The sequence below is a fragment of the Caldimonas mangrovi genome (assembly GCF_023721835.1).
Classification (GTDB): Bacteria; Pseudomonadota; Gammaproteobacteria; order Burkholderiales; family Burkholderiaceae_C; genus Caldimonas; species Caldimonas mangrovi.
Window position 1 is genome coordinate 396,218 of sequence record NZ_JAMKFE010000001.1, and the last position, 22,303, is coordinate 418,520.

A 22,303-nucleotide genomic window follows, 5' to 3' on the forward strand; every position below is an offset into this window, starting at 1 on the left:
TCGGAAATTTCCGAGCGCCGGCCCGGGTAAGCCCGGGCCAGCCACCGTGCGCTAATGAACAAGCTTGCCGTTCCAGCCGATCATCGACAGGGTCACCGAATGCGGAAGCACACCCGGTGTGCCGGCCCGGGAGATCGGCATGCCGTGGATCTCGCGTCGCACCAGTTGCTGCATTGCTTCTTCCATCGTGCGGCGCGGAGTGCTCGTGTAGGCGACGCGGGCGGCCTCCACCGCCACCATCGCGGCAACGTAGCCTTCGAGCGAGAAGTAGCTGAACTTCTCTTCCTCGCTGAAGCGTCGCATGTCCTGCTGGTAGCGCTGCACGAGCGTGGTACTGGGAAGGTGAGGGTTGGGCATGACCTGCGAGATGACCGTGCCCCGTGCCGCCTGGCCCACTGTGCTGGAGAGCATCTCGCCGTTGACGATGGACAACGCATACGGCGTGAACCGGTAGCTGCCATCCGACCCGACGCCCGACAGCACCTTGGCTGCGCATGGCGTGACACACAGCATGAACAGCGCGTCCGGCTTGGCGGCGCGCACTGCCGCAGCCACGGCTGCAGCATCCATGGACTTCAGCGACACGGCCTGTTGCCCCACAAGCGTGATTCGGGCGTCCTTCAGTGCGGCTTCGAGCGCGTCGAAGGCGTCCCGGCCCAGGCCGTCGTCCTGCCAGACGGCGAACACGCGCGATTGCGCGACGGCCTGCACCTGGGCGACCAGGCGACGCACCTCATCCGCATAGCTGGCGCGCAGGTGGTAGATCAGCGAGCGCTGTGCATCGCGCAGCACCATGGCGCCGCTCATCGTGCCGATCAGCGGCTTGCCGGACTTCTGCACGATCGGGTAGGCCGCGTCGATGTGCGAGGTGCCGGCCGACAGCACCAGTGCGGCGACCTTGTCCTCTTCGAGCAACTGCCTGACGTTGGCCACATGCCGCTCGACCGAATACCCGTCGTCGAGCATGCGCAGCACGACCTTGCGGCCGGCCACGCCGCCCTCGCTTTGCACGCGAGCCAGATAGGCGTCCATGCCTGCCTTGACCGATCGGCCGGCCACCCCGAGCGGGCCCGACAGCGGCCCGGATTGCCCGATGACGATCGGTTCTCCAGCGTAGCTGACATTGCAGAACAACAGGAGGCAAACAAGTTTGAGCCAGTACTGCATGCGGCTTCCTTTCAGGCCTGGTGTGCAAGACGTCACGATCTATTTGTGACTAAGTGCAACAGTACCGGCCGCGGGCTTCGCCACCCATCGGAAATTTCCGAATCGGCGTCGGGGAAAGCCGCCTGCTCTTGAACCCCTAGAGTCACTCCCGCGAGGGAAACGGTTGCCTATCATGGGGCACCCCTTGGAGCAGTACCGTCCCATGAGTGAAATCACGCAGCTGCCCGACATCCCGTTCGATGCCATCGTCGAGCAGTCGGTGGTGGGCATATACGTGATCCAGGATGACTGTTTCGTGTATGCCAACGCTCACTGGGCAGCCATCGGCGGCTATACCCCTGCCGAGTTGATCGGCATGCCGCTCGCGAGCATCGTGCCTCCGGACTTTCTGGAGACAGTTCGTTCACGCGTGGCCCAGCGCCTCGCCGGGGACCCGCCGAGCATGCGCTTCATCACTCGCGGGTTGCATCGCGATGGCCACATGGTGCTGGTCGAAGTTCATGGCTCGCGCATAACGTACCGAGGGCGACCGGCGGTGATGGGGGTCGGGATCGAGGTGACCGAGCGGCTGCGTAACGAAGATGAGCTGCGGCGCTCGCGCGAGCAACTGCAAGCGCTCACGGCGTACACGGAAGCCAAGCTCGAAGAACAACGCCTGGCGATTGCGAGGGAGGTGCATGACGTCCTAGGCGGCATGCTCACGTCGATCAAGATGGACGTCGCTCGCTTGCAGCGCCGCGCCGACAGCACCGAACTGCAGGCGCTCACGCAGGATCTGCTGAGCTTGACGCAACAGACCATCGAAACCGTCAAGCAGATCTCCGAAACGCTGCGCCCGGCGGTGCTCGACCACCTCGACCTTCCGCTAGCGCTGGCGCACGAATTGCACCAGTTCACGCACCGTTCAGGCGTGTTGCACGAACTCGAAGCCGACAACCCTACCGTGCGCCTGCCGCCCAAGCGCATGACGGCCGTCTTCCGCGTGTTCCAGGAGGGGCTCACGAACGTGGCACGGCACGCTCAGGCGCGGCACGTGAGAGTGTCGATGCGAGTGGACGGCGACCTGCTCCGGCTCGCGCTGCGCGACGATGGCTGCGGCTTCGACCCGGCAGCGCCCGGTCGCAATGCGTTGGGGCTGCTGTCCATGCGCGAGCGTGCGCGGGAGATCGGTGGCGAGTTGGGCATCGAATCGGTGCCTGGCCGGGGCACGGAGCTCAAGCTGACCGTGCCGTTGCTCTGACGTGTGGCGACAAAGGCCCGCGATGTCGTGCACAGAGGAAGACCGGGACCATGATTGACGTTCTACTGGTCGATGACCACACCATCTTTCGATCCGGCGTGCAGCGGCTGCTGCTGGACGAGTCCGACATCCGCGTGACGAGCGAGGCCAGCAACGGCGTCGAGGCGCTCGACCAGATCCGCCATCGTCGTTTCGACGTGGTGCTGCTGGACATCAACATGGAGGGGCGCAACGGCCTGGACGTGCTGGCGTCGATCCGCCATGCGCAGCCTGGCCTGCCGGTTCTGATGCTGTCGATGTACCCCGAGGAACAGTACGCGCTGGTGGCGGTGCAAGGTGGCGCGGCCGGCTATGTCGCCAAGGACGCCGAGGCCGCCGAGCTGGCGCTCGCTATTCGCAAGGTGGCCGCAGGCGGCCAGTATCTGAGCGCCCGCGCCGCTCCGCTGGTGCGTGATCAACTGCAAGGCAAGGACGAGCGCCCCGCACATCAGCGCCTCACCGTGCGCGAGCACCAGATCATGTTGATGATGCTCAAGGGCATGTCGCTCACCGAGATCGGCGAGGAGATGCTGATCAGCGTGAAGACCGTGAGCACGCATCGCACCAACATCTTCGAGAAACTGGGGGTCGCGAGTACCGCGGAACTCGTGTTGTATGCGGTGCGCCAGGGAATGATTCACTGAAGTACCTTCTCGTTCCAGCCGCCGTGGGGCCTTGGATGATGGCCTGGGACCACCTGATGTTGTTTCAACGGTTGGATGCCAGAAACTGTTCCCTTCACCCGCTCAAGACAAAAAGGGCCGCCTCGTGCGGCCCTTTGCTTTGCAGCGCGCAGGATGGGCCATCCGGTCGATTTCCCACGCCGTCAGACGTGTCCGACATACCAAGTCGTGTCCGGCCGACGCAGGCCGGCCTCGTCGGGAACGCACGTTGCCGCAATCTTCTTGCGGTCGTTCCGACACCTCATTCAAGGCGGTCGGCCGCTGACACCACTCACGAACTGCAGGAGATCGATATGAGCAAGATTCGCATGAGCGTTGCCGCAGCCGTTGCCTCCCTGATGGCGCTTTCCGGCGCGGCCCAGGCACAGTCCGCCAACACCGACGAAAGCACCAGCCAATCCGAGATGCAACGCGGCGTGCCGGGCGTGGACGTGGACGCCGGCCGGCGGGCCGACGGCGCGGTGGACGTCGACACCAACGCGGGCCAGAACCGGCAAGCGGAACAGGACTTGAATGCGCAGGGAGCGGCGGACGCCGATACCCGCGCGCCGCGCGCCGACCGCAACTGACGTTCAGACAGCACCAGCGACGCCCGGCGCACGCCGGGCGTTCGCCTGTCCTGTTCTGCCTGCCGGCAAGGGCCGTGCAGGACCTCCGACCCACTCGAGCAGCCGCGCGGCGCTGGCGAGAAGGAGCAGGCTGGCGCCCGTCTCAGGGCTCGCGATACCGCGTTCACCTTCATGCGCGGTCGTGACGAACGCGAGCAGAGCCAGCAGGTGCAGCGTCACCCGTTGCGCCTGCATCCCATGCGTGAGAAGTGCACAGCACGCCGGCCGCCCCATGGCGCCGCGTCGGTAGCGCCTGGAAACGTTCTGGCCGCACGGAAATTGCTCCCTGAGATACAAGCGAGGCATGTCGTTGGAAGTCTTGTGGTCTGCGGCACTTGTACGGTGGATGCTGGCCGGTGCATGCCTGCTGACGGGTTGTGCCAGCTTGCCGGCGCCGGCCCATGCGCCGCCCAGCCGGGCTTATCCGCAACCGCACGACACCCCGCTAGGACGGTTGGCCGCGGGATCCGCGCCGCACCCCCGGTTGTCCGGTTTTCGCCTGCTGGTGTCAGGAGAAGATGCGCTGGGCTCGCTGATGACACTGGCCGACCACGCACGGCACACGCTCGACCTGCAGTACTACCTCATACACAACGACGAATCGACACGGGAGATTCTCCAGCGCGTCAGGGCTGCCGCCGACCGGGGCGTGCGCGTGCGTTTCCTGCTCGACGACATTCACACGGCGGGCGAGGACGACAAGCTGCTCGCGCTGGACGATCATCCGAACATCGAGGTGCGGCTGTTCAATCCCTTCCCGAGCGGGCGCTTCTCGATGATCACGCGGCTGGCGTTGTCGCTGACAGACATTCCGCGCATCAATCAGCGCATGCACAGCAAGATGTTCGTGGCTGACAACGCGCTGGCGATCACCGGCGGCCGCAACCTGGGCGACCCCTATTTCGTGCGCAGCCCCACGAGCAATTTCCTCGACCTGGACGTGGTCGCCGCCGGCCCGGTGGTGCGGCAGCTGTCGGCCTCGTTCGACGAGTTCTGGAACCATCGGCTGGCCTACCCGGTGCGCACGCTCGCCACGGCGCGGCCGTCGGCCTCCGACGACGCCGCGCCGAGCCTGGCCGCGCCGACGAGCGAGTCGGCGCTGCCCCATGACGCCCGGTTGGCACGCGAGCTGGAGCGCGGGCGGCTCGACCTCGTGTGGGCGCCCGCGGTCATCCTCAGCGACAAGCCCGCCAAGATCGTCAGCGAGGGGGATCCCGGGCGGGAAGAAAACATTGCGCAGGACGTGTACTCGCTGATGCGCTCGGCACGCAGCGAGCTGATCGTGATCTCGCCCTATTACGTGCCCGGGGAGCGCGGCATGGCGCTGGTGCGCGAATTGCGCTCGCGTGGGGTGCGCGTGCGGGTGCTGACCAACTCCCTGGCGGCCACCGACGCGCCTGTCGTGCACATCGGCTATGCGCGTTACCGCAAACGCCTGGTCGCAGCCGGCGTGGAGTTGCACGAACTGCAGCCACGACTGGCAGGCGGCCGTAGCCGGATCGGCTCGTTCGGTTCGTCGCGCGCCAGCCTGCACGCCAAGGCCTTGATCATCGACCGCCACACGGTGCTGGTGGGCTCGATGAACATGGACCCCCGTTCCGAAAAGCTGAACACCGAGATCGGCATGGTGGTGCGCAGCCGGCCGCTGGCCGGGCAGCTGGTCAAGCTGTACGAGGACGTGACCCTGCACAGCAGCTATCGCATCGCGCTCACCGGCGACGACGAGGTGCGCTGGCTCAAGGAAGCGCCCGAGGACCGCGAGGCGCATGACAGCGAACCGGAGGCCAGCCGCGGGCTGCGCCTGCTGCTGTTCCTGCTGACGCCGTTCGCGGCCGAAGAAATGCTGTAGCGGGCGCCGTTCCCGGGGAGCCGCCGGGAAAGGGCTATTTCTGGATGTCGCCCAGGCAGAGGTACTTGACCTCGACGTAGTCGTCCATGCCGTGGTGCGAGCCTTCGCGGCCCAGGCCCGACTGCTTGACGCCGCCGAACGGCACTTCTGCCACGGCGATCAGGCCGGTGTTGATGCCCACCATGCCGTATTCCAGCGCCTCGCCGACACGGAAGATGCGGCCGATGTCGCGACTGTAGAAATAGCTCGCCAGGCCGAACTCGGTGTCGTTGGCCAGCGCGATGACCTCGTCTTCGGTGCGGAAGCGGATCACCGGCGCGACCGGGCCGAAGGTTTCCTCGCGCGAGCACTGCATCTCCGAGGTCACGTCGGCCAGCACGGTGGGCTCGAAGAAGCGACCTTCGATGCGCTTGCCGCCCGTCAACACCCGGGCACCCTTGCCGACGGCGTCGGCCACGTGCTGCTCCACCTTCGCGATCGCGTTGTCGTCGATCAGCGGGCCCTGGTTGACGCCGTCCTCGAAGCCGTTGCCGACCTTCAAGGCCTTGGCTTTTTCGGCGAGGCGCTCGACGAAGGCGTCATAGATGTCCTCCTGCGCATAGAGGCGGTTGGCGCACACGCAAGTCTGGCCGGCATTGCGGTACTTGCTCTGCATGGCGCCTTCGACGGCGCTGTCGAGGTCGGCATCGTCGAAGACGATGAAGGGGGCATTGCCGCCGAGCTCGAGCGAGAGCTTCTTGATGGTTGGTGCGCATTGCTGCATCAGGATGCGCCCGACTTCGGTCGAGCCGGTGAAGGACAGGTGCCGCACCGTGTCGCTGCCGCACAGCACCTTGCCGACGTCGATGGATCGGTCGCTGTCGGCCGTGACGATGTTCAGCACGCCGGCCGGGATGCCGGCGCGCACCGCAAGTTCCGCCGTCGCCAGCGCCGACAGCGGCGTCTGCTCCGCCGGCTTGATCACCACCGGGCAGCCGGCGGCCAGGGCCGGCGCCACCTTGCGCGTGATCATCGCGATCGGGAAATTCCACGGCGTGATCGCTGCGCACACGCCGATCGACTGCTTGATGACCAGGTAGCGCTTGTTGTTGTCGGTGGTCGGAATGGTTTCGCCATAGACGCGCTTGGCCTCTTCGGCGAACCACTCGATGAAGCTGGCGGCATAACCGACCTCGCCCTTGGCTTCGGCGAACGGCTTGCCCTGCTCGGCGGTCATGATGCGGGCGAGGTCGTCAGCGTGGTCCTGCAGCAGCCTGAACCACTTCAGCAGGATGGCCGCGCGCGCCTTCGCGGTGGTGGTGCGCCAGGTCTTCCAGGCGGTATCGGCCGTGGCGACGGCTTGCGCGGTCTCGTCGGCACCCAGGTTGGCGACGTCGGCGAGCTTGAGGCCCGTGGCGGGGTCGTGCACGTCGAAGCGGGCGTGGCCCTTGACCCACACGCCGTTGATCAGCGCGTCGGTCTTCAGCAGGCTCGGGTCCTTCAGGGCGGCCAGGGGAGAGGTCTTCATGTCCATGTTCGGGGCTCCGGTACGGCGGGGAAGGCCGGGAAAAGCGTGAAAACCATCATAAATGGCGCTGCTGAAAGCCACCTGTCGCGCCCGTGCCACCGCCTTGCGCCATGGGTCTTCCGTGCCTGCCCCACCTATAATCGAAAACTTCGTCAAATCAAGCATTTACGCCGCCTTCAGCCGCATTCGGCACGGCAGCGAGCCAGAAAGAGACCCGGATGAAAGCCGCCGAGATCCGTCAGACGTTCCTGAAGTTCTTCGAATCCAAGGGCCACCAGATCGTCGCCTCCAGCGCGGTGGTGCCTGGCGACGATCCGACGCTGCTGTTCACCAACGCCGGCATGAACCAGTTCAAGGACGTCTTCCTCGGTTTCGACAAGCGCCCCTACACCCGCGCGACCACCGCGCAGAAATGCATCCGGGCCGGCGGCAAGCACAACGACCTGGAGAACGTCGGCTACACCGCGCGTCACCACACCTTCTTCGAGATGTTGGGCAACTTCAGCTTTGGCGACTACTTCAAGAAGGACGCCATTGCCTATGCCTGGGAGCTGCTGACGGAAGCGTTCAAGCTGCCGAAGGACAAGCTGTGGGTTACCGTCTACGCCGAGGACGACGAGGCCTACGAGATCTGGAACAAGCAGGTGGGCGTGCCGGCCGAGCGCATCGTGCGCATCGGCGACAACAAGGGTGCTCGCTACGCGTCCGACAACTTCTGGATGATGGGCGACACCGGGCCCTGCGGCCCGTGCACCGAGATCTTCTACGACCACGGCCCCGACGTGGCGGGTGGCCCCCCGGGCAGCCCGGATGAAGACGGCGACCGCTACATCGAAATCTGGAACAACGTGTTCATGCAGTTCAACCGCGACGAAGCGGGCGTGATGCACAAGCTGCCGAAGCCGAGCGTGGACACCGGCATGGGCCTGGAGCGCATCACCGCGGTGCTGCAGGGCGTGCACTCCAACTACGAGATCGACCTGTTCGTGGCCCTGCTCGCTGCGTCGAAGAAGGCCGTGGACGCAGCCGGAGGCGGTGACTGCGACAAGGACAGCCCCAGCCTGAAGGTGATCGCCGACCACCTGCGGGCTTGCACCTTCACGGTGATCGACGGCGTGATCCCCAGCAACGCCGGCCGCGGCTACGTGCTGCGCCGCATTGCACGCCGTGCCATCCGCCACGGCTACAAGCTCGGCGCGCGCAAACCTTTTTTCCACACGCTGGTGCCGGCGCTGGTCGAGCAGATGGGCGAGGCCTACCCCGAACTGCGCCAGGGTGCACAACGCGCCGCGGAAGTGCTCAAGCAGGAAGAAGAAGGCTTCTTTCGCACCATCGCCAACGGAATGGAGATCCTGGAGCGTGCGCTCGCCACGGGCACCCGCCAGATCGACGGCGAGACCGCCTTCAAGCTGCACGACACCTATGGGTTCCCGATCGACCTGACAGCCGACGTGTGCCGCGAGCGCGGCGTCACGGTGGACCAGCCTGGCTTCGATGCGGCGATGGAGCGGCAACGCAAGGAAGCTCAGGCCGCCGGCAAATTCAAGATGGCGCAGGGCCTCGAGTACACCGGCGCGGCCACCACCTTCCACGGCTACGAGGCGCTGCTGCACGAAACCGCCAAGGTCACGGCGGTCTATGTCGACGGCACGCCCGTCGAGGCTGCGCGTGCCGGCGACGACGCCGTGGTCGTGCTCGATCACACGCCGTTCTATGCCGAGTCGGGCGGCCAGGTGGGCGACACCGGCGAGCTGCGAAACAACACCACCCGGTTCATCGTCGAAGACACGCTGAAGGTCCAGGCCGAGGTCTACGGCCACCACGGCCGTATGGTCGAAGGCGAGATCAAGGTGGGCGACACGATCACTGCCCGGGTCGACGCAGATCAGCGCGCCAGGACCGTGCGCAACCACAGTGCGACGCACCTGATGCACAAGGCCTTGCGCGAAGTGCTGGGTGCACACGTGCAGCAGAAGGGTTCGCTGGTGAATGCCGAGCGCACCCGCTTCGACTTCGCGCACAACGCGCCGGTGACCGATGAGCAGATCCGCAAGGTCGAGGCCCTCGTCAACGCCGAGATCCTGGCGAACCACCCGACGAACGCGCGCGTGATGCCGATCGACGAGGCGCAGAAGCTGGGCGCGATGATGCTGTTCGGCGAGAAGTACGGCGACAACGTGCGCGTGCTCGACATCGGCAGCAGCCGTGAACTGTGCGGCGGCACACACGTGCAGCGCACCGGCGACATCGGGCTGTTCAAGATCGTCTCCGAAGGCGGCGTCGCCGCCGGCGTGCGCCGCATCGAGGCGGTGACCGGCGACAACGCGCTGGCCTACCTGCAGTCGCTCGAGTCGACCGTCAACCAGGCCGCGGTCACGTTGAAGGCCGCGCCGGCCGAGTTGACCGGGCGGCTGGCCCAGGTGCTCGACCAGGTGCGCGTTCTCGAGAAGGAGCTCGCCGCGCTGAAAGGCAGGCTGGCCTCGGCCCAAGGCGACGAACTGCTCGCCAAGGCGGTCGACGTGAAGGGTCTGAAGGTGTTGGCCGCCACGCTGGAGGGCGCTGACGCTAAGGCGCTGCGCGAGACCCTGGACAAGCTCAAGGACAAGCTCAAGAGCGCAGCCATCGTGCTGGCCGCGGTTGACGGCGGCAAGGTGCAGCTGGCGGCTGGTGTCACCAGCGACAGCACCGCCCGGGTCAAGGCCGGCGAACTGGTCAACTTTGTCGCCCAGCAAGTCGGCGGCAAGGGCGGCGGCAAGCCCGACATGGCGATGGCCGGGGGCACCGACCCGTCCAAGCTGGGTGTGGCCCTCGCGTCGGTGCAGGGCTGGGTGGCCGAGCGGGTGTGACGGAGCCCACCATGCTTTCTGTTGTGGCTGCTCCCGGCTGGCACCGAAAGGCGGCGTCCTGCCTGCTCGCCTGGGCCACCGCTGTCGCCGTGCCGGCGGCCGCGCAACCCCAGGCCGTGACGCAGCCCGACGTGCGGGCCATGCCGCTGGACGGTGCACCTGCCATCGGATGGGTGGCGCCGCCAGACCCCGAGGCAGTCGCGCGCGCGTTCGTCGAAGGCTGTGTCGCGCATGAGGGCGACATGACGGCCATCGTCGACTGGGCCTTGTCCGAAGGCTATGAACCACGCGATGCGCTCGCACCCGAGTCGCAGACCTTGCTGGAGGGGCAGGCCGGGACGGTCCTCGCGATGCCCGGAGCCGCCTTGCCGGTGTATCTGGTGGCCTTGACGGGCCAGCGTTGCATCGTGTGGGCCGAGGGCGCGGCCGGACCGGCGCTGCACCAGGCCTTCCTGCTGGCACTCGGCCGACTGGAAAGCAAGACCGGCCGGGTCGACAAGCTGCTGGAGCGCAATATCGATCGCGGCGGGACCTGGCGGCGCCAGCTGCAGCTGCGCTACCGGCGTGCCGGGGGTAGCCAGGACTTCGGCATCAACGCGGTGACGACACTCAACGATCAACTCGGCGTGCAGGCCTTTCACCTCGCACCCGCCGCGCGCGAAGCCACCTACGCACCCGACGGCATGCCGACGAGGTGATCGGCCGATGGTGGCGCGCCGTTCGCTGCGGGGCTCGCAACCCTTCGGATCCCCTGAGCCCGCGATCGCACCGTGCCCATTGTGCGGGCGGCGCATCGTGCCGGGCGCGAGCGCCGACGAGCATCACTTGGTACCGCGCAGCGAGGGTGGGCGCGACAAGACCCTGGTGCACCGCATCTGTCACCGCAAGATCCACGCGACCTTCTCCGAGAAGGAACTGGCGCGCGACTACGCCACTTGGGAGGCATTGCGCGCCCACCCGGAGATCGCCGCGTTCGTCGACTGGGTGCGCAAGAAGCCGCCCGAGTTCTACGACGGCAGCGCGAGGCCGAACCGCAGGCGCTGAAGGCGTGCCGTCGAAATGACGCCGTCGACTACGCGTAGCGCAATTCGGCAGTCTTGCCCCAGAACACGCGGTAGGCAAACACCGTGTAGCCGATGATGGCCGGCACCGAGATGGCCGTGCCGATCAGGATCACGACCAGTGAAGCCGGCGCGCTGGCGGCCTGCCAGATCGTCATGCGGTCCATCACGACATAGGGATAGAGGCTGTACGCCAGACCGAAGAAGCCGAGCACGAACACCACGACGACCAGCACGAAGGGCACCCAGCACAGCTTGCCGCGAATGCGCGACGAATTGAGCAGGGCGCGCACGGCGGCCAGCGTCAGGGCGGTCGTCAGCGGGATCGGCAGCAGCGCGATGAAGGCCGGCATGCTGAACCAGCGCTCGCGCACGGTGGTGCTGACGATCGGCGTGGCGAGCGAGATCAGCGCGATGCCGATCACCACCGGCGGCCATGCCAGCTTGGCCCACCGGACGGCCTTGGCTTGCAGCGCACCGTCGGTCTTCATGATGAGCCAGGTGGCGCCGAGCAGCACGTAAGCGGCCGGCAGCGCCAGTGCGATGGCCGCCGCGAAAGCGGTGAACAGCGGTCCCTCGGCAAACCCCGTCACATAGCGGCCGAGCATCCAGCCCTGCGCCAGCGCGGCCACACCGGAGCCGGCGAAGAAGGCGCGATTCCACAGCGGCTTGTGCCGTGCGTGTGCCTTGACGCGGAAGTCGAACGCGACACCGCGCAGGATCAGGCCGATCAGCATCGCGGCGGTCGGCAGGTACAGCGCGGTCAGCACCATGCCGTGCGCCTTCGGAAAGGCGATCAGCAAGATGCCGACCCCGAGCACCAGCCAGGTTTCGTTGGCGTCCCAGAACGGCCCGATGGAGGCGACCAGGGTGTCCTTCTCGTGTTCGTCGGCGCGCGGCATCAGCAAGCCGACGCCGAGGTCGTAGCCGTCGAGGATGACGTAGGCGAGCATCGCCAGGCCCATCAGGGCCATGAAGATCACGGGCAGCAGGGTATCGATGTTCACGCGGGGCTCCGATCGGAAGGCTGGACGCCGGTCATCGCACCCGGCGGCGTATGGCGGCGCTCGGACGCTTCGTGCTGCAGCACTTCCTCTGGTTTCTCAGCCATGTAGCGCAGCACCGTCACATAAGCGACGATCAGCCCGAGGTAGACCGTCACGTAGGCCGCCAGCGTGAACGCGACCATCGGCGGCGGTACGTTGGAGACGACCTCTGCCGTGCGCAGCAGGCCGTGCACGATGTAGGGCTGGCGGCCGATCTCGGTGACGTACCAGCCCGCGACGGTGGCCAGCCAGCCCGAGAAGCTCATCGCGGCGAGCGTCCACAGCAAGGGGCGCGGCAGTCGCTCGGCGGCCCACGCCCGTCGCTTGTAGAGCCACAAGCCCACCCAGCTCACCACGAGCATCAGCACGCCGGTGCCGACCATGATGCGAAAGCCGAAGAACAGCGGGGCGACCGGCGGATGCGCGCCGGTGAAGTCGTTCAGGCCCTTCAGCTCGCCGTCGGCCCGGTGCGTGAGAACCCAGCTCGCGCCGCGCGGAATGCCGATGGCGTAGCGGTTGACCCGCTGCGCCGCGTCCGGCAGCGCGAACAGCAGCAGGGGCGCGCCGCGCTCGGTCTCCCAGATGCCTTCCATGGCGGCGATCTTCTGCGGCTGGTGCTCCAGCGTGTTCAGGCCGTGCAGGTCGCCGACGAAGATCTGCACCGGGATCAACACGGCCCCGAGGGTCAACCCGACCCGCAGCGTCATCGACGTGGCACGGTTCGCGGTGCCGCGCAGCACCTGCCAGGCGCTGACGCCGGCCAGCAGGAAGGCGACCGTGAGCCCCGAGGCGAGCAGCATGTGTGCCAGCCGGTACGGGAACGACGGGTTGAACACCACCTCGAGCCACGACCGCACATGGAACTCGCCGTCGATGATCTCGTAGCCGGCGGGCGTCTGCATCCACGAGTTGAGGCTCAGGATCCAGAACGCCGACATCGTGGTGCCGAAAGCCACCAGGAAGGTCGCGATCAGGTGCACCCGCTCGGACACCTTGCCATGGCCGAACAGCATCACGCCGAGGAAGGTGGCTTCCAGGAAGAAGGCCGTCAGCACCTCATAGCCCAGCAGGGGGCCGGCGACATTGCCGACGCGCTCCATGAAGCCGGGCCAGTTGGTGCCGAACTGGAAGCTCATCGTGATGCCCGAGACGACCCCGAGCGCGAAGGTCAGCGCGAACACCTTGGTCCAGAACCGGTAGGCGGTGAGCCAACCGGCGTGCGCAGTCCTGAGCCAGCGCCAGCGGAAGAACAGCAGCGCCCAGCCCAGCGCGATGCTGATCGTCGGGAACAGGATGTGGAAGGTGATGTTGGCTGCGAACTGCAGGCGGGCGAGCAGCAGGGCGTCCATGTCAGGCCTTTCCTCCGGGCAGCACCTTCACCTTGCCGGTGAACTCCAGCAGCTTCTGGACCTTGGCGCCCATGCGCATCAGCTGCGACAGCGTCTGCGCGTCGAGCCGCTGCACGTCGTCGAACCAGTTCATCATCAGCTCGATCAGATCGTGCATGCTCTTCATGCGTTCCTGCGCGATGCGGTCCTCCTCGGTGGCCGGCGTTTCGAGCAGCGCGTTGCGCAGCATCGACAGCGTCGGTTCGATCTCGCGGCGACGGCGTTCCTCGGCCAGGGTGCGGAAGATCTCCCAGGCATCGGTGGGGGCCTCGAAATACTCGCGCCGGTCGCCGGGCAGATGGCGCAGCTTCACGAGCCGCCAGGCCTGCAGCTCCTTCAGGCCCATGCTGACGTTCGAGCGAGAAAACTCCAGCTGCTCGGCCATCTCGTCGGCATTCAGCGGCTGCGGCGAAACGAAAATCAGCGCGTAGATCTGGCCGACCGTGCGGTTGATGCCCCAGCGACTGCCCATCTCGCCGAAATGCGAGACGAAGCTACGGACCAGCGGCGACAGCGTGCTCACTTGAAGCTCCAGCGGTTTGCGTAGCCTCAAGTATCGTTTGAATTTTCAGTAATTACTGAAAATTAAAGAAGTCCCACTCAGACAGTCGGGCAGTCGGAATCACGGAAGTGGCAGCCTCCCGGTATCCACACGCGGGCAGGAGGCTCGCGCGAGGCCGATAATCGCCGCCACGTTGTCCGCGGATTCCAATGTCCCTACGCCTCACGCGACGCACTCTTCTGCTGGCCGCCGGCGTCGGCGCCTTGCCGGTTGCCCATGCCCGCGCTCTGGTACGCCCCTGGCCTGCGGACTGGGCGGTACCGTCATTGCGGTTGCCGGACCTGCAAGGGCTGGAACACACGCTCGAGCCACTGCGTGGCCAGGTGGTGGTGCTCAACTTCTGGGCCAGCTGGTGTGAGCCGTGTGTCGCTGAAATGCCGAGCCTGCTGCGACTGGCCGAGACGCGTGCCAACGACGGGGTCATCGTGTTGGCCGTCAACTACCAGGAGGGCGCCGACAAGGTCCGCCGTTTCCTCGACACCGTGCTCGGCGAAGTGCCCGGCTCGATGCCGGTGCTGCTCGACCGCGATGGCGCGGCCGCAAAAGCCTGGACGCCGCGCGTGTTCCCATCGACCGTGCTGATCGACCGCGATGGAAGCCCGCGCTGGGCAGTGATCGGCGAGCTCGACTGGACCGGCGAGCAGGCGAGCACGCTGCTCGCCCCGCTGGTGGCCGGGCCCGCGCCCGGGCAGCGCCGATAATCCGGCCCGTTTCCTCCGCTTCAGAAAAGAGAGAGCTGCGCCATGACTTTCCCTCCGCGTCGCCGATTCATCCAGGCCGCTGGCGCCTTGCTGGCCGGTGCCGGCCTTCCCCTTGCAAGTGCGCAGGCCGAGCGTCGCTTCACGCCGACGCCGGGGCGCTGGCGCCGTTTCGAAGTCACGACGCGCATCGAACTGCTCGACGCGCAAGGTGCGTCGCAGGTCTGGTTGCCCGTGCCTTCGCTCGACACCGGCTACCAGCGCTCGCTGGCCAGTCGATGGACGGGCAACGCCGGCGTGGCCCGCATCGTCAGCGACCAGAAATACGGCGCGAAGATGCTGCATGCGCAGTTTGTCGCCGGCACCGCGTCGCCGATGATCGAGCTGGTCAGCACCGTGCAGACGCAGGACCGGGCGACCGACTGGAACCGGGCCGTGCCCGGTGCCGACGATGCAGCAAGCCTGCGCGCGTGGACCACCGCGACCGAGTTGATACCGATCGACGGCATCGTGCGCGAAACAGCGATCGAGGTCGCGCGCGGTGCGATCTCTGACGTCGACAAGGTGCAGCGCATCTACGAATGGGTCGTCAACACGACCTATCGCGAGCCCCTGGTGCGCGGCTGTGGCGTCGGTGACGTCAAGTCGATGCTGGAGACCGGCAACTTCGGCGGCAAGTGCGGCGACATCAATGCGCTGTTCGTCGGCTTGTGCCGTTCGGTCGGCGTGCCGGCGCGCGACGTCTATGGCCTGCGACTCGCTCCGTCGGCCTTCGGATACCGCGAGCTGAGCGGCAACCCGGCCAAGTTGCAGGGCGCACAGCACTGTCGCGCCGAGGTCTACCTGAAGCAGCACGGCTGGGTCGCGATGGACCCGGCCGACGTCGGCAAGGTGATGCGACTCGAGACCGGTACATGGATCAAGGACACCCGCCATCCCGTCGTCGCACCGGTGATGGAGGCGCTGTTCGGCGGGTGGGAGGGCAACTGGCTCGGCTACAACATGGCGCACGACGTGGCACTGCCCGGCTCGGACGGGCCGGTGCTCGGCTTCCTGATGTACCCGCAGGCCGAGAACGCGAAGGGCCGCTACGACCCGCTCGAACCGGACCGCTTCCGCTACACCATCACGGCGCGCGAGGTGTGATGAGCGCACTTCTCGAACTGCAGGGCCGGCGCATCGTCCTCGGTTTGTCGGGCGGTATTGCCTGCTACAAGAGCGCCGAGTTCGTGCGCCTGCTGACGAAGGCCGGCGCGAGCGTGCAAGTCGTGATGACGGAAGCGGCGGAGCAGTTCATCACCGCCGTGACGATGCAGGCCTTGTCCGGGCAGCCGGTGGTCACCAGCCAGTGGGACGCGCGTGAGCCGAACAACATGGCGCACATCAACCTCACGCGCGGTGCCGACGCGATCATCATCGCGCCGGCGAGCGCCGATTGCATCGCGAAACTGGCGCAGGGAAGGGCCGACGACCTGCTCAGCCTGACTTGCCTGGCACGCCCGTGGGCGGCGGGTGCCGGGCGCTGCCCGCTGCTGATCGCACCGGCGATGAACCGCGAGATGTGGGCGCATCCGGCCACGCAGCGCAACGTCGCGCAGGTGGTCGCCGACGGCGCCGTGATCCTCGGCCCCGGCAGCGGCGACCAGGCCTGCGGCGAGACCGGTGACGGCCGCATGCTGGAGCCGGCCGAACTGTGGCTGGACCTGGTGGCGTTCTTCCAGCCCAAGGCGCTGCTCGGCAAGCGCGTGCTCGTGACGGCCGGCCCCACCTTCGAAGCGATCGACCCGGTGCGCGGCATCACCAACCTGTCGAGCGGCAAAATGGGCTTTGCCATTGCGCGCGCGGCGCGCGAGGCAGGGGCCGAGGTCACGCTGGTGGCCGGGCCGGTGGACTTGCCGACACCGCGCGGTGTGGCGCGCATCGATGTGCGCAGTGCACAGCAGATGCATGACGCGGTGCTGCCGCGAGCGGTTCGGCACGATGTGTTCGTCGCCACGGCCGCGGTCGCCGACTGGCGCCCGGCGACGCTGTCGGAGCACAAGATCAAGAAGGATGGCAAGAAGCTTGCGCCGAGCTTCGAGTTGACCGAGAACCCGGACATCCTCGCCGCTGTCGCAGCACTGCCCGAGCGGCCCTATTGCGTGGGCTTCGCCGCCGAAAGCGAGAACCTGCTTGCACATGCACGCGCCAAGCTGCAGCGCAAGCGCGTCCCATTGATCGTCGGCAACCTCGGGCCAGCCACCTTCGGCCGCGACGACAACGCACTGCTGCTGGTCGACGAACAGGGCCAGCGCGAGCTGCCAGAAGGCGGGTCCACCGCCGACAAACTCAGCCTCGCGCGCCAGTTGGTGCGCGAGATCGCCGCCCGCATCGCCGCCGGATCTGCATGACCACGAAGACGATCGACCTGAAGGTGCTCGACCCCCGCATGGGCGAGCAATTGCCCGCGTATGCCACCCCCGGCAGCGCCGGCCTGGACCTGCGCGCCTGCCTCGACGCACCCCTCCTGCTGGAGCCCGGGCAGACGCAGCTGATCCCGACCGGCCTTGCGATTCACATCGGCGACCCCGGCCTGGCCGCGCTGATCCTGCCGCGCTCGGGCCTCGGCCACAAGCACGGCATCGTGCTCGGCAACCTGGTCGGCCTGATCGACTCGGACTACCAGGGGCAGCTGATGGTGAGCTGCTGGAACCGCGGCCAGTCCACGTTCACGATCCAGCCGATGGAGCGCATGGCGCAGCTCGTGATCGTGCCGGTCGTGCAGGCCGCCTTTCGCGTGGTCAGCGACTTCGACGCGTCCGACCGAGGCGAAGGCGGCTTCGGCTCCACCGGCAAGCGATAGCTCCTGCTGCGCACCTGCCGGCCAGACGATGCGGACAGATCGAGTGGTGCCGCGGATCCGGCTCCGCCGGTCGGCTGGCACAGGCCCCTCGAGGGGCGTGCTCAGCGCGTAGAGGGGTCAATGAACTCCCGAACTGGGCGGCACGGTGTTCAGCACCGTGAGGACGGGTTGGCCCACCGAGCGGTTCTCGATCTCTTCGCCGCTCGCTTCACGCACGTCGCGCACCTTCAGGCTGAGGCGCAGCGCGATGCCGGCCAGCGGGTGGTTGCCGTCGAGCACCACGTGGCTGTCGTAGACCTCGGTGATCGTGTAGATCAGGTCGTTGGGCATGCCCTGCGTCGTGGAGCCTTCGGGCAGGCCGTCGAACTGCATGCCCGGCTCGACGTGCTCGGGAAAGATGCCGCGTTCCTCGAAGAACACGAGGTCAGGGTTGTAGTCGCCGAAAGCCTGTTCGGGCTCGAGCTGCAGCCTGGTTTCGAAGCCGGTCTGCTGGCCTTCGATGGCCTCTTCGACCTTGCCGAGCAGGTCGTCGCCGCCGAAGAAGAACTCGACCGGTTCGGTGAGTTCGTCGATCAGGTGGCCCAGGGTGTCTTCGAGTCGCCAGGTGAGGCTGACGACACAGGGAGTCGAAATCAACATCAGGCAATCATCGCACAATGCCCGCATGCGAACGGACCAAAAACTCTCCCTGCTCGGGGGGCTCACGCCCGAGCAGTTCATGCGGCGGCACTGGCACAAGAAGCCGCTGCTGATCCGCCAGGCGATGCCGGGCATTGCGCCGCTGGTGCCGCGCGCCGGCCTGTTCGAGCTGGCCTCGCGCGACGACGTCGAGTCCCGGCTCATCGTGCACGAGGGTCATCAAGCGTGGACGCTCAAGCGGGGGCCCTTGCCGCGTCGCGTGCTGCCGCCGCTGTCGCAACCCGGTTGGACGGTGCTGGTGCAAGGCGTCGACCTGCACGTCGAGCCGGTGCACCGGCTGATGCAGCAGTTCCGCTTTGTGCCGGATGCGCGCCTGGACGACCTGATGATCTCGTATGCGACCGACGGCGGTGGCGTCGGGCCGCACGTCGATTCCTACGATGTCTTCCTGCTGCAGGTGCATGGGCGCAGGCGTTGGCGCGTCGGCCGCCTCGACGACCCGCAATGGGTGCCTGGCGTGCCGTTGAAGATCCTGCGCAACTTCGAGCCCGAAGAGGAATGGGTGCTCGAGCCCGGCGACATGCTGTACCTGCCGCCCGGCTGGGCGCACGATGGCGTGGCCGAAGGCGAATGCATGACCTACTCGATCGGTTTTCGCTCGCCGCGCCGCCACGAACTGGCGCGCGAGGTGCTGGTGCGCATGCTCGAAGCCCAGGAGGACGACGAAGCGCTCTACCGTGATCCGAAACAGGCGGCGACGACGACACCGGGGTTGCTGCCCCCGGACTTGCGGGCGTATGCGGGCGCAGCGGTCGCCGCACTGTTGCGCGACGAAGCTTCGCTGGATTGCGCCCTCGGTGAATACCTGACGGAGCCGAAGCAGGAGGTGTGGTTCGCTGCGGGCGACGGCGGCGACGTCTCGGGCGGCGTGAGGCTCGATCGGCGCACCCGCATGATGTACGACGCGAAGCACATCTACATCAACGGCGAGTCGTACCGTGCTGCCGGCCGCGATGCCACACTGATGCGCCGGTTGGCCGACGCGCGCGAACTTGACGCGGCGCAGGTGCAGCGCCTCGGCGAAGGCGCACGGGCCTTGCTTGAACAGTGGGCCGACGACGGCTGGCTGGGCCCACCGGCGATTGAGAAGGAGTGAAGATGGATGCACCACCGACATCACAGGTCTACCGGCGTTTCGAATCACGCAACGAATTCCAGACCGCGGTGCGCGCCGCCTTCGAACTCGCTGCCGAGCAGGGCTCGCGTGAACTGTGGCTGTGCGACACCGACTACGCCGACTGGCCGCTCGGAGAACGAGCCGTCGTCGAGGCCTTGACCCGCTGGGCCTACGGGCATCGCCGACTGGTCGTGTTGGCAGGCAGCTTCGACGAGATCGTGCGCCGGCACGCGCGGTGGGTGCAATGGCGCCGCGAATGGGCGCACATCATCGAGTGCCGTGCCATCGAGCAACTGCCGCCGCAGCAGGTGCCGCGCATGTGGCTGGCGCCCGGGCAGCACCTGGTGCGCTTGCTCGACCCGCTGCACTATCGCGGCGTGGTCGAGAACCACGGCGTCGATCTCGTCGCGGCCCACGAAACGCTGAACGAAATGTTGCAGCTTAGCGTCGACGCCTTCCCGGCACACACTTTGGGCCTATGAATTCTGGTTTACCCGCAGATATAATTTTGGGCTGGCGTGGAAATGCTCACATGTCCACTCACGTCACTCGCGGATGGGGGTGTGCGTCTCGCGCTCGGTTGGAACTCAGACCGTCGGGTTCCGGCTGATTACCGGTGATTGGTCGAAAACTTTCTGAGGAATAAGGAATGAAAAAGTCGCTTCTGTTGGCTTCCGTGATCGCTGCCCTGGCCCTGGCTGCTTGTGGCAAGAAGGAAGAGCCGGCGCCCGCCCCGGCCGTCGAAGCTCCGGCTCCGGCTCCGGCCCCCGCAGCTGAGCCGGCCTCCGAAGCCGCTGCTCCCGCCGCTCCCGCGTCCGAAGCTGCTCCGGCTGCTGCTGAGCCTGCTTCCGCTCCCGCCTCGATGTAATTCCCCGAAGCGAGACCAAAAAAGCCGCCTTCGGGCGGCTTTTTTGTTGCGTGGTCGTAAGCAAGGAAAATGGCTGTGCGCAGCCTATGCTTGCAACCACCCGAAGCCGTGGTCGGGTGTCGCGACGATGATGTCGTCGGCCTGACAGCTCAACGCACCGGCCAGTGCCGCTGCTGCGTGAGCCGGGGTGTTGTTCTGTTCGCTGAGGTGGGCGGCCACCACATGCCGTAGCGCCGAGTGCCGGCAGGCGGCAAGAATCTCGGCAGCCGTCCCGTTGGACAGATGGCCGAGCCGCCCGGCAATGCGCGCTCTCAGCGATGGCGGGTAGCGCGAGGCTTGCAGCATCTGCGGGTCGTGATTGCACTCGAGGAGCAGGGCGCTGCAAGCCCGCAGTTGCTCGACGAGATGCGCGGTCGCGCAGCCCGCGTCGGTGAGGATGCCGAGCTTCGAGTCGCCGTCGGTGCAGGTCAGCTGCAACGGCTCTCGGGCGTCATGGGGCACCGTGTAGGGCGTCAGCTCGAGGTTGCCGACGGTGAACGGTGTCAGGTCGCGCACCAAGTGCAGCGGCACGTCCGCGGCATCGGGCTCTCCGATCGCGCGCCAGGTGCCGTGGCTCATGTAGAGCGGAATACCGTGGCGGCGCGACAGGCTGACGGCGCAACCGACGTGGTCGCCGTGTTCGTGCGTCACGAACACGGCGGCCAGCGCGGCCGCTTCCACACCTGCACGCGCCAGTCGCGTGTCCAGTTCGCGCAGCGAAAAGCCGCAGTCGACCAGCACGCGCGTGACGTGACCGCCGGCGGCGGCTTCGATCAGCGTGGCATTGCCGGTGCTGCCGCTGCCCACGCTGCAGAAGCGAATCATGGGCGGCGCCCTGTCGTGCGGCTTACTTCAGGTCTTCGGCGAGCAGCTTGACGATGCGCTGCGCCGCCTCCCCGGACTCCGGTGCCCCCTGGGCATTCAGCACCGAGACCAGCGTGCGCTGCTCCCCTTCGCTCTTGACCGCGACACGGTAGCGGGACGGGCCGGCGTCGGCCGCGTTTCCTCCGCTGCCGAACCAGCGCGACAGCAAGCCGGGCTCGCGCCGGCCGTCGTCGCCCGAAGGCATGACGTAGCGCACGAAGTAGAGGCCTTGTGCACGATCGCGGTCTTCGACCGTGAATCCACTGCGATCGAGCGACAGCCCGACACGGCGCCAAGCACGATCGAAGCTCTCGTCCAGCTGGACCGCCGGCGTGCCGCCGCTCGTGACCACGCGCGCGCGCTCGGGGGCGGCGGGCGTCGCGATCACTTTCGCTTCGGCCTGCTCGCGCTCGGTCTTGGCGCCGAGCTTCACCATCAGCCGGGCCAGGATCTGTGCTTCGAGTTCGGTGTCCGACCCGGCCGGCTGCCACTTGGTGTGGTCCTGCAGCTGGTTGGTGTAGACCTCTTCCATGCGGCGATGGCTGATGTAGATCTCCGTGCCGGCCGACGTGCGCTCGATGCGCGTGCGGAAGCGGTCCAGTTCGCCGGTCGAATAGAACGACTCCAGCACCCGGCCGACGGTACGGCGCACGATGTCTTGCGGCAGCTTGGCGCGGTTTTCGGCCCAGTCGGTTTCCATCACGCCGGTTTGCGGCGAGTCGGTGGTGAGATTGAAGCCGAGGTCCTGCCAGAACTCCTTGAGCTGCGGCCAGACCTGCTCGGGCGCCTGCTGGAGCACCAGCCAGCGCTGGTTGCCGGCACGCTCGATGCGGATGTCACCGATCGCATCAGGCGCCACTGTCGCAGCGGCCTGGGCCGCCGGGGCGGCTGCCGCCTGCTGCTGGTAGGCCGCTGCGCTGACGCTGCCGCCGGGTGCCTGGTAACGCGGGTCGCGGGCCAGCTGAGTCAGGTCGGGGGGAACTTCCAGCCGAGCCGACTTGGAGCCGCCGGAGCGGTAATCGACCTTGTCGCCTTCGAGCATCGAGCCGATCGAGGAGCAGCCGGCCAGCGTGGCGGCCAGGGCCAGGGCGGTCAGGCGGACGGCAGGCCGGTTCAGGGGCGCATTCACAGAAGACATCTCCGTTTGGGCTGAGGCACGCCGGCACGTGGATCGGGCCGG

The 22,303-nt window shown here is 67.0% G+C and carries 22 protein-coding genes; 14 read left to right on the plus strand and 8 right to left on the minus strand.

The genetic code is table 11. The features are described from left to right. Positions 1-51: 51 nt before the first annotated feature. Positions 52-1,167, minus strand: a complete 1,116-nt coding sequence (locus M8A51_RS01940) for an ABC transporter substrate-binding protein (RefSeq protein ID WP_251776425.1) — start codon at positions 1,165-1,167, stop codon at positions 52-54. 202 nt (positions 1,168-1,369) lie between these two features. Between M8A51_RS01940 and M8A51_RS01945 the strand changes: the two genes are divergently transcribed. The 4 genes from M8A51_RS01945 to M8A51_RS01960 all read left to right on the plus strand — a co-directional run bounded on the left by M8A51_RS01945 (position 1,370) and on the right by M8A51_RS01960 (position 5,586). Next, complete coding sequence (locus M8A51_RS01945) at positions 1,370-2,407, plus strand: sensor histidine kinase (protein WP_251776426.1); 1,038 nt, start codon at positions 1,370-1,372, stop codon at positions 2,405-2,407. 50 nt (positions 2,408-2,457) lie between these two features. Beyond that, positions 2,458-3,090 carry a response regulator gene (locus M8A51_RS01950; protein WP_251776427.1) on the plus strand — a complete coding sequence of 211 codons (633 nt, stop codon included), beginning with the start codon at positions 2,458-2,460 and terminating at the stop codon, positions 3,088-3,090. Positions 3,091-3,422: 332 nt separating this feature from the next. Beyond that, positions 3,423-3,698, plus strand: coding sequence for a hypothetical protein (locus tag M8A51_RS01955; RefSeq protein WP_251776428.1), 276 nt, complete (start codon positions 3,423-3,425; stop codon positions 3,696-3,698). A gap of 343 nt (positions 3,699-4,041) precedes the next feature. After that, the gene (locus tag M8A51_RS01960; protein WP_251776429.1) at positions 4,042-5,586 is read left to right on the plus strand and encodes a phospholipase D-like domain-containing protein; all 1,545 of its coding nucleotides are present in this window, start codon (positions 4,042-4,044) and stop codon (positions 5,584-5,586) included. A 34-nt stretch (positions 5,587-5,620) separates the two neighbouring features. Here the strand turns inward: M8A51_RS01960 and M8A51_RS01965 are convergent, their stop codons facing one another. Beyond that, positions 5,621-7,099: an NAD-dependent succinate-semialdehyde dehydrogenase gene (locus tag M8A51_RS01965; RefSeq protein WP_280925963.1), complete on the minus strand. Its 1,479-nt coding sequence runs from the start codon at positions 7,097-7,099 to the stop codon at positions 5,621-5,623. Positions 7,100-7,311: 212 nt separating this feature from the next. On the opposite strand from M8A51_RS01965, the gene alaS reads away from it, so the two are divergent. The 3 genes from alaS to M8A51_RS01980 all read left to right on the plus strand — a co-directional run bounded on the left by alaS (position 7,312) and on the right by M8A51_RS01980 (position 10,983). Then, positions 7,312-9,939 (plus strand): alanine--tRNA ligase, encoded by a 2,628-nt coding sequence (gene alaS, locus M8A51_RS01970; RefSeq protein ID WP_251776431.1) that lies wholly within the window; start codon positions 7,312-7,314, stop codon positions 9,937-9,939. A gap of 11 nt (positions 9,940-9,950) precedes the next feature. Next, complete coding sequence (locus M8A51_RS01975) at positions 9,951-10,637, plus strand: NMCC_0638 family (lipo)protein (RefSeq protein WP_251776432.1); 687 nt, start codon at positions 9,951-9,953, stop codon at positions 10,635-10,637. Positions 10,638-10,764: 127 nt separating this feature from the next. Further along, positions 10,765-10,983, plus strand: a complete 219-nt coding sequence (locus tag M8A51_RS01980; protein WP_251776433.1) for a hypothetical protein — start codon at positions 10,765-10,767, stop codon at positions 10,981-10,983. A gap of 28 nt (positions 10,984-11,011) precedes the next feature. Here the strand turns inward: M8A51_RS01980 and M8A51_RS01985 are convergent, their stop codons facing one another. Genes M8A51_RS01985 through M8A51_RS01995 form a run of 3 tightly spaced genes read right to left on the minus strand, consistent with a single transcriptional unit; the run spans position 11,012 to position 13,906 of the window. Then, positions 11,012-12,007: a cytochrome d ubiquinol oxidase subunit II gene (locus tag M8A51_RS01985; protein WP_368408512.1), complete on the minus strand. Its 996-nt coding sequence runs from the start codon at positions 12,005-12,007 to the stop codon at positions 11,012-11,014. Continuing rightward, positions 12,004-13,395 (minus strand): cytochrome ubiquinol oxidase subunit I, encoded by a 1,392-nt coding sequence (locus tag M8A51_RS01990; protein ID WP_251776434.1) that lies wholly within the window; start codon positions 13,393-13,395, stop codon positions 12,004-12,006. The genes M8A51_RS01985 and M8A51_RS01990 overlap by 4 nt, the downstream gene beginning before the upstream one ends. Before the next feature lies 1 nt (position 13,396). After that, complete coding sequence (locus M8A51_RS01995) at positions 13,397-13,906, minus strand: GbsR/MarR family transcriptional regulator (RefSeq protein WP_251776560.1); 510 nt, start codon at positions 13,904-13,906, stop codon at positions 13,397-13,399. Positions 13,907-14,145: 239 nt separating this feature from the next. On the opposite strand from M8A51_RS01995, the gene M8A51_RS02000 reads away from it, so the two are divergent. Genes M8A51_RS02000 through dut form a run of 4 tightly spaced genes read left to right on the plus strand, consistent with a single transcriptional unit; the run spans position 14,146 to position 17,536 of the window. Continuing rightward, positions 14,146-14,697, plus strand: coding sequence for a TlpA family protein disulfide reductase (locus tag M8A51_RS02000; RefSeq protein WP_251776435.1), 552 nt, complete (start codon positions 14,146-14,148; stop codon positions 14,695-14,697). A 42-nt stretch (positions 14,698-14,739) separates the two neighbouring features. Next, on the plus strand, positions 14,740-15,840 hold the full coding sequence (locus M8A51_RS02005) for a transglutaminase-like domain-containing protein (RefSeq protein ID WP_251776436.1): 1,101 nt from the start codon (positions 14,740-14,742) through the stop codon (positions 15,838-15,840). Further along, a complete protein-coding gene (coaBC, locus tag M8A51_RS02010; RefSeq protein WP_251776437.1) occupies positions 15,840-17,084 on the plus strand; it encodes a bifunctional phosphopantothenoylcysteine decarboxylase/phosphopantothenate--cysteine ligase CoaBC in 1,245 nt (414 codons plus the stop codon). Before M8A51_RS02005 ends, coaBC begins: the two co-directional genes overlap by 1 nt. Beyond that, positions 17,081-17,536, plus strand: a complete 456-nt coding sequence (gene dut, locus M8A51_RS02015) for a dUTP diphosphatase (protein WP_251776438.1) — start codon at positions 17,081-17,083, stop codon at positions 17,534-17,536. Before coaBC ends, dut begins: the two co-directional genes overlap by 4 nt. 117 nt (positions 17,537-17,653) lie before the next feature. On the opposite strand, the gene M8A51_RS02020 is transcribed toward dut, so the two are convergent. After that, on the minus strand, positions 17,654-18,175 hold the full coding sequence (locus tag M8A51_RS02020; protein WP_251776439.1) for an FKBP-type peptidyl-prolyl cis-trans isomerase: 522 nt from the start codon (positions 18,173-18,175) through the stop codon (positions 17,654-17,656). Between the two features lie 25 nt (positions 18,176-18,200). Here M8A51_RS02020 and M8A51_RS02025 point away from each other — a divergent pair, with 25 nt between their 5' ends. The 3 genes from M8A51_RS02025 to M8A51_RS02035 all read left to right on the plus strand — a co-directional run bounded on the left by M8A51_RS02025 (position 18,201) and on the right by M8A51_RS02035 (position 20,220). Beyond that, on the plus strand, positions 18,201-19,331 hold the full coding sequence (locus M8A51_RS02025; protein WP_251776440.1) for a cupin domain-containing protein: 1,131 nt from the start codon (positions 18,201-18,203) through the stop codon (positions 19,329-19,331). 2 nt (positions 19,332-19,333) lie between these two features. Beyond that, the gene (locus tag M8A51_RS02030; protein ID WP_251776441.1) at positions 19,334-19,834 is read left to right on the plus strand and encodes a hypothetical protein; all 501 of its coding nucleotides are present in this window, start codon (positions 19,334-19,336) and stop codon (positions 19,832-19,834) included. Between the two features lie 167 nt (positions 19,835-20,001). Further along, positions 20,002-20,220, plus strand: a complete 219-nt coding sequence (locus M8A51_RS02035) for a hypothetical protein (protein WP_251776442.1) — start codon at positions 20,002-20,004, stop codon at positions 20,218-20,220. Between the two features lie 84 nt (positions 20,221-20,304). Here the strand turns inward: M8A51_RS02035 and M8A51_RS02040 are convergent, their stop codons facing one another. Continuing rightward, positions 20,305-21,081 (minus strand): MBL fold metallo-hydrolase, encoded by a 777-nt coding sequence (locus M8A51_RS02040; RefSeq protein ID WP_251776561.1) that lies wholly within the window; start codon positions 21,079-21,081, stop codon positions 20,305-20,307. Positions 21,082-21,106: 25 nt separating this feature from the next. Beyond that, positions 21,107-22,261: an outer membrane protein assembly factor BamC gene (bamC, locus tag M8A51_RS02045; RefSeq protein ID WP_407062189.1), complete on the minus strand. Its 1,155-nt coding sequence runs from the start codon at positions 22,259-22,261 to the stop codon at positions 21,107-21,109. Positions 22,262-22,303: the final 42 nt, after the last annotated feature.

Coding starts and splice junctions, on each gene's coding strand:
- M8A51_RS01940 (WP_251776425.1), bottom strand. CDS start 1,167: ATGCAGTACTGGCTCAAACTTGTTTGCCTCCTGTTGTTCTGCAATGTC.
- M8A51_RS01945 (WP_251776426.1), top strand. CDS start 1,370: ATGAGTGAAATCACGCAGCTGCCCGACATCCCGTTCGATGCCATCGTC.
- M8A51_RS01950 (WP_251776427.1), top strand. CDS start 2,458: ATGATTGACGTTCTACTGGTCGATGACCACACCATCTTTCGATCCGGC.
- M8A51_RS01955 (WP_251776428.1), top strand. CDS start 3,423: ATGAGCAAGATTCGCATGAGCGTTGCCGCAGCCGTTGCCTCCCTGATG.
- M8A51_RS01960 (WP_251776429.1), top strand. CDS start 4,042: ATGTCGTTGGAAGTCTTGTGGTCTGCGGCACTTGTACGGTGGATGCTG.
- M8A51_RS01965 (WP_280925963.1), bottom strand. CDS start 7,099: ATGGACATGAAGACCTCTCCCCTGGCCGCCCTGAAGGACCCGAGCCTG.
- alaS (WP_251776431.1), top strand. CDS start 7,312: ATGAAAGCCGCCGAGATCCGTCAGACGTTCCTGAAGTTCTTCGAATCC.
- M8A51_RS01975 (WP_251776432.1), top strand. CDS start 9,951: ATGCTTTCTGTTGTGGCTGCTCCCGGCTGGCACCGAAAGGCGGCGTCC.
- M8A51_RS01990 (WP_251776434.1), bottom strand. CDS start 13,395: ATGGACGCCCTGCTGCTCGCCCGCCTGCAGTTCGCAGCCAACATCACC.
- M8A51_RS01995 (WP_251776560.1), bottom strand. CDS start 13,906: ATGGGCAGTCGCTGGGGCATCAACCGCACGGTCGGCCAGATCTACGCG.
- M8A51_RS02000 (WP_251776435.1), top strand. CDS start 14,146: ATGTCCCTACGCCTCACGCGACGCACTCTTCTGCTGGCCGCCGGCGTC.
- M8A51_RS02005 (WP_251776436.1), top strand. CDS start 14,740: ATGACTTTCCCTCCGCGTCGCCGATTCATCCAGGCCGCTGGCGCCTTG.
- coaBC (WP_251776437.1), top strand. CDS start 15,840: ATGAGCGCACTTCTCGAACTGCAGGGCCGGCGCATCGTCCTCGGTTTG.
- dut (WP_251776438.1), top strand. CDS start 17,081: ATGACCACGAAGACGATCGACCTGAAGGTGCTCGACCCCCGCATGGGC.
- M8A51_RS02020 (WP_251776439.1), bottom strand. CDS start 18,175: ATGTTGATTTCGACTCCCTGTGTCGTCAGCCTCACCTGGCGACTCGAA.
- M8A51_RS02025 (WP_251776440.1), top strand. CDS start 18,201: ATGCGAACGGACCAAAAACTCTCCCTGCTCGGGGGGCTCACGCCCGAG.
- M8A51_RS02030 (WP_251776441.1), top strand. CDS start 19,334: ATGGATGCACCACCGACATCACAGGTCTACCGGCGTTTCGAATCACGC.
- M8A51_RS02035 (WP_251776442.1), top strand. CDS start 20,002: ATGAAAAAGTCGCTTCTGTTGGCTTCCGTGATCGCTGCCCTGGCCCTG.
- bamC (WP_407062189.1), bottom strand. CDS start 22,261: ATGTCTTCTGTGAATGCGCCCCTGAACCGGCCTGCCGTCCGCCTGACC.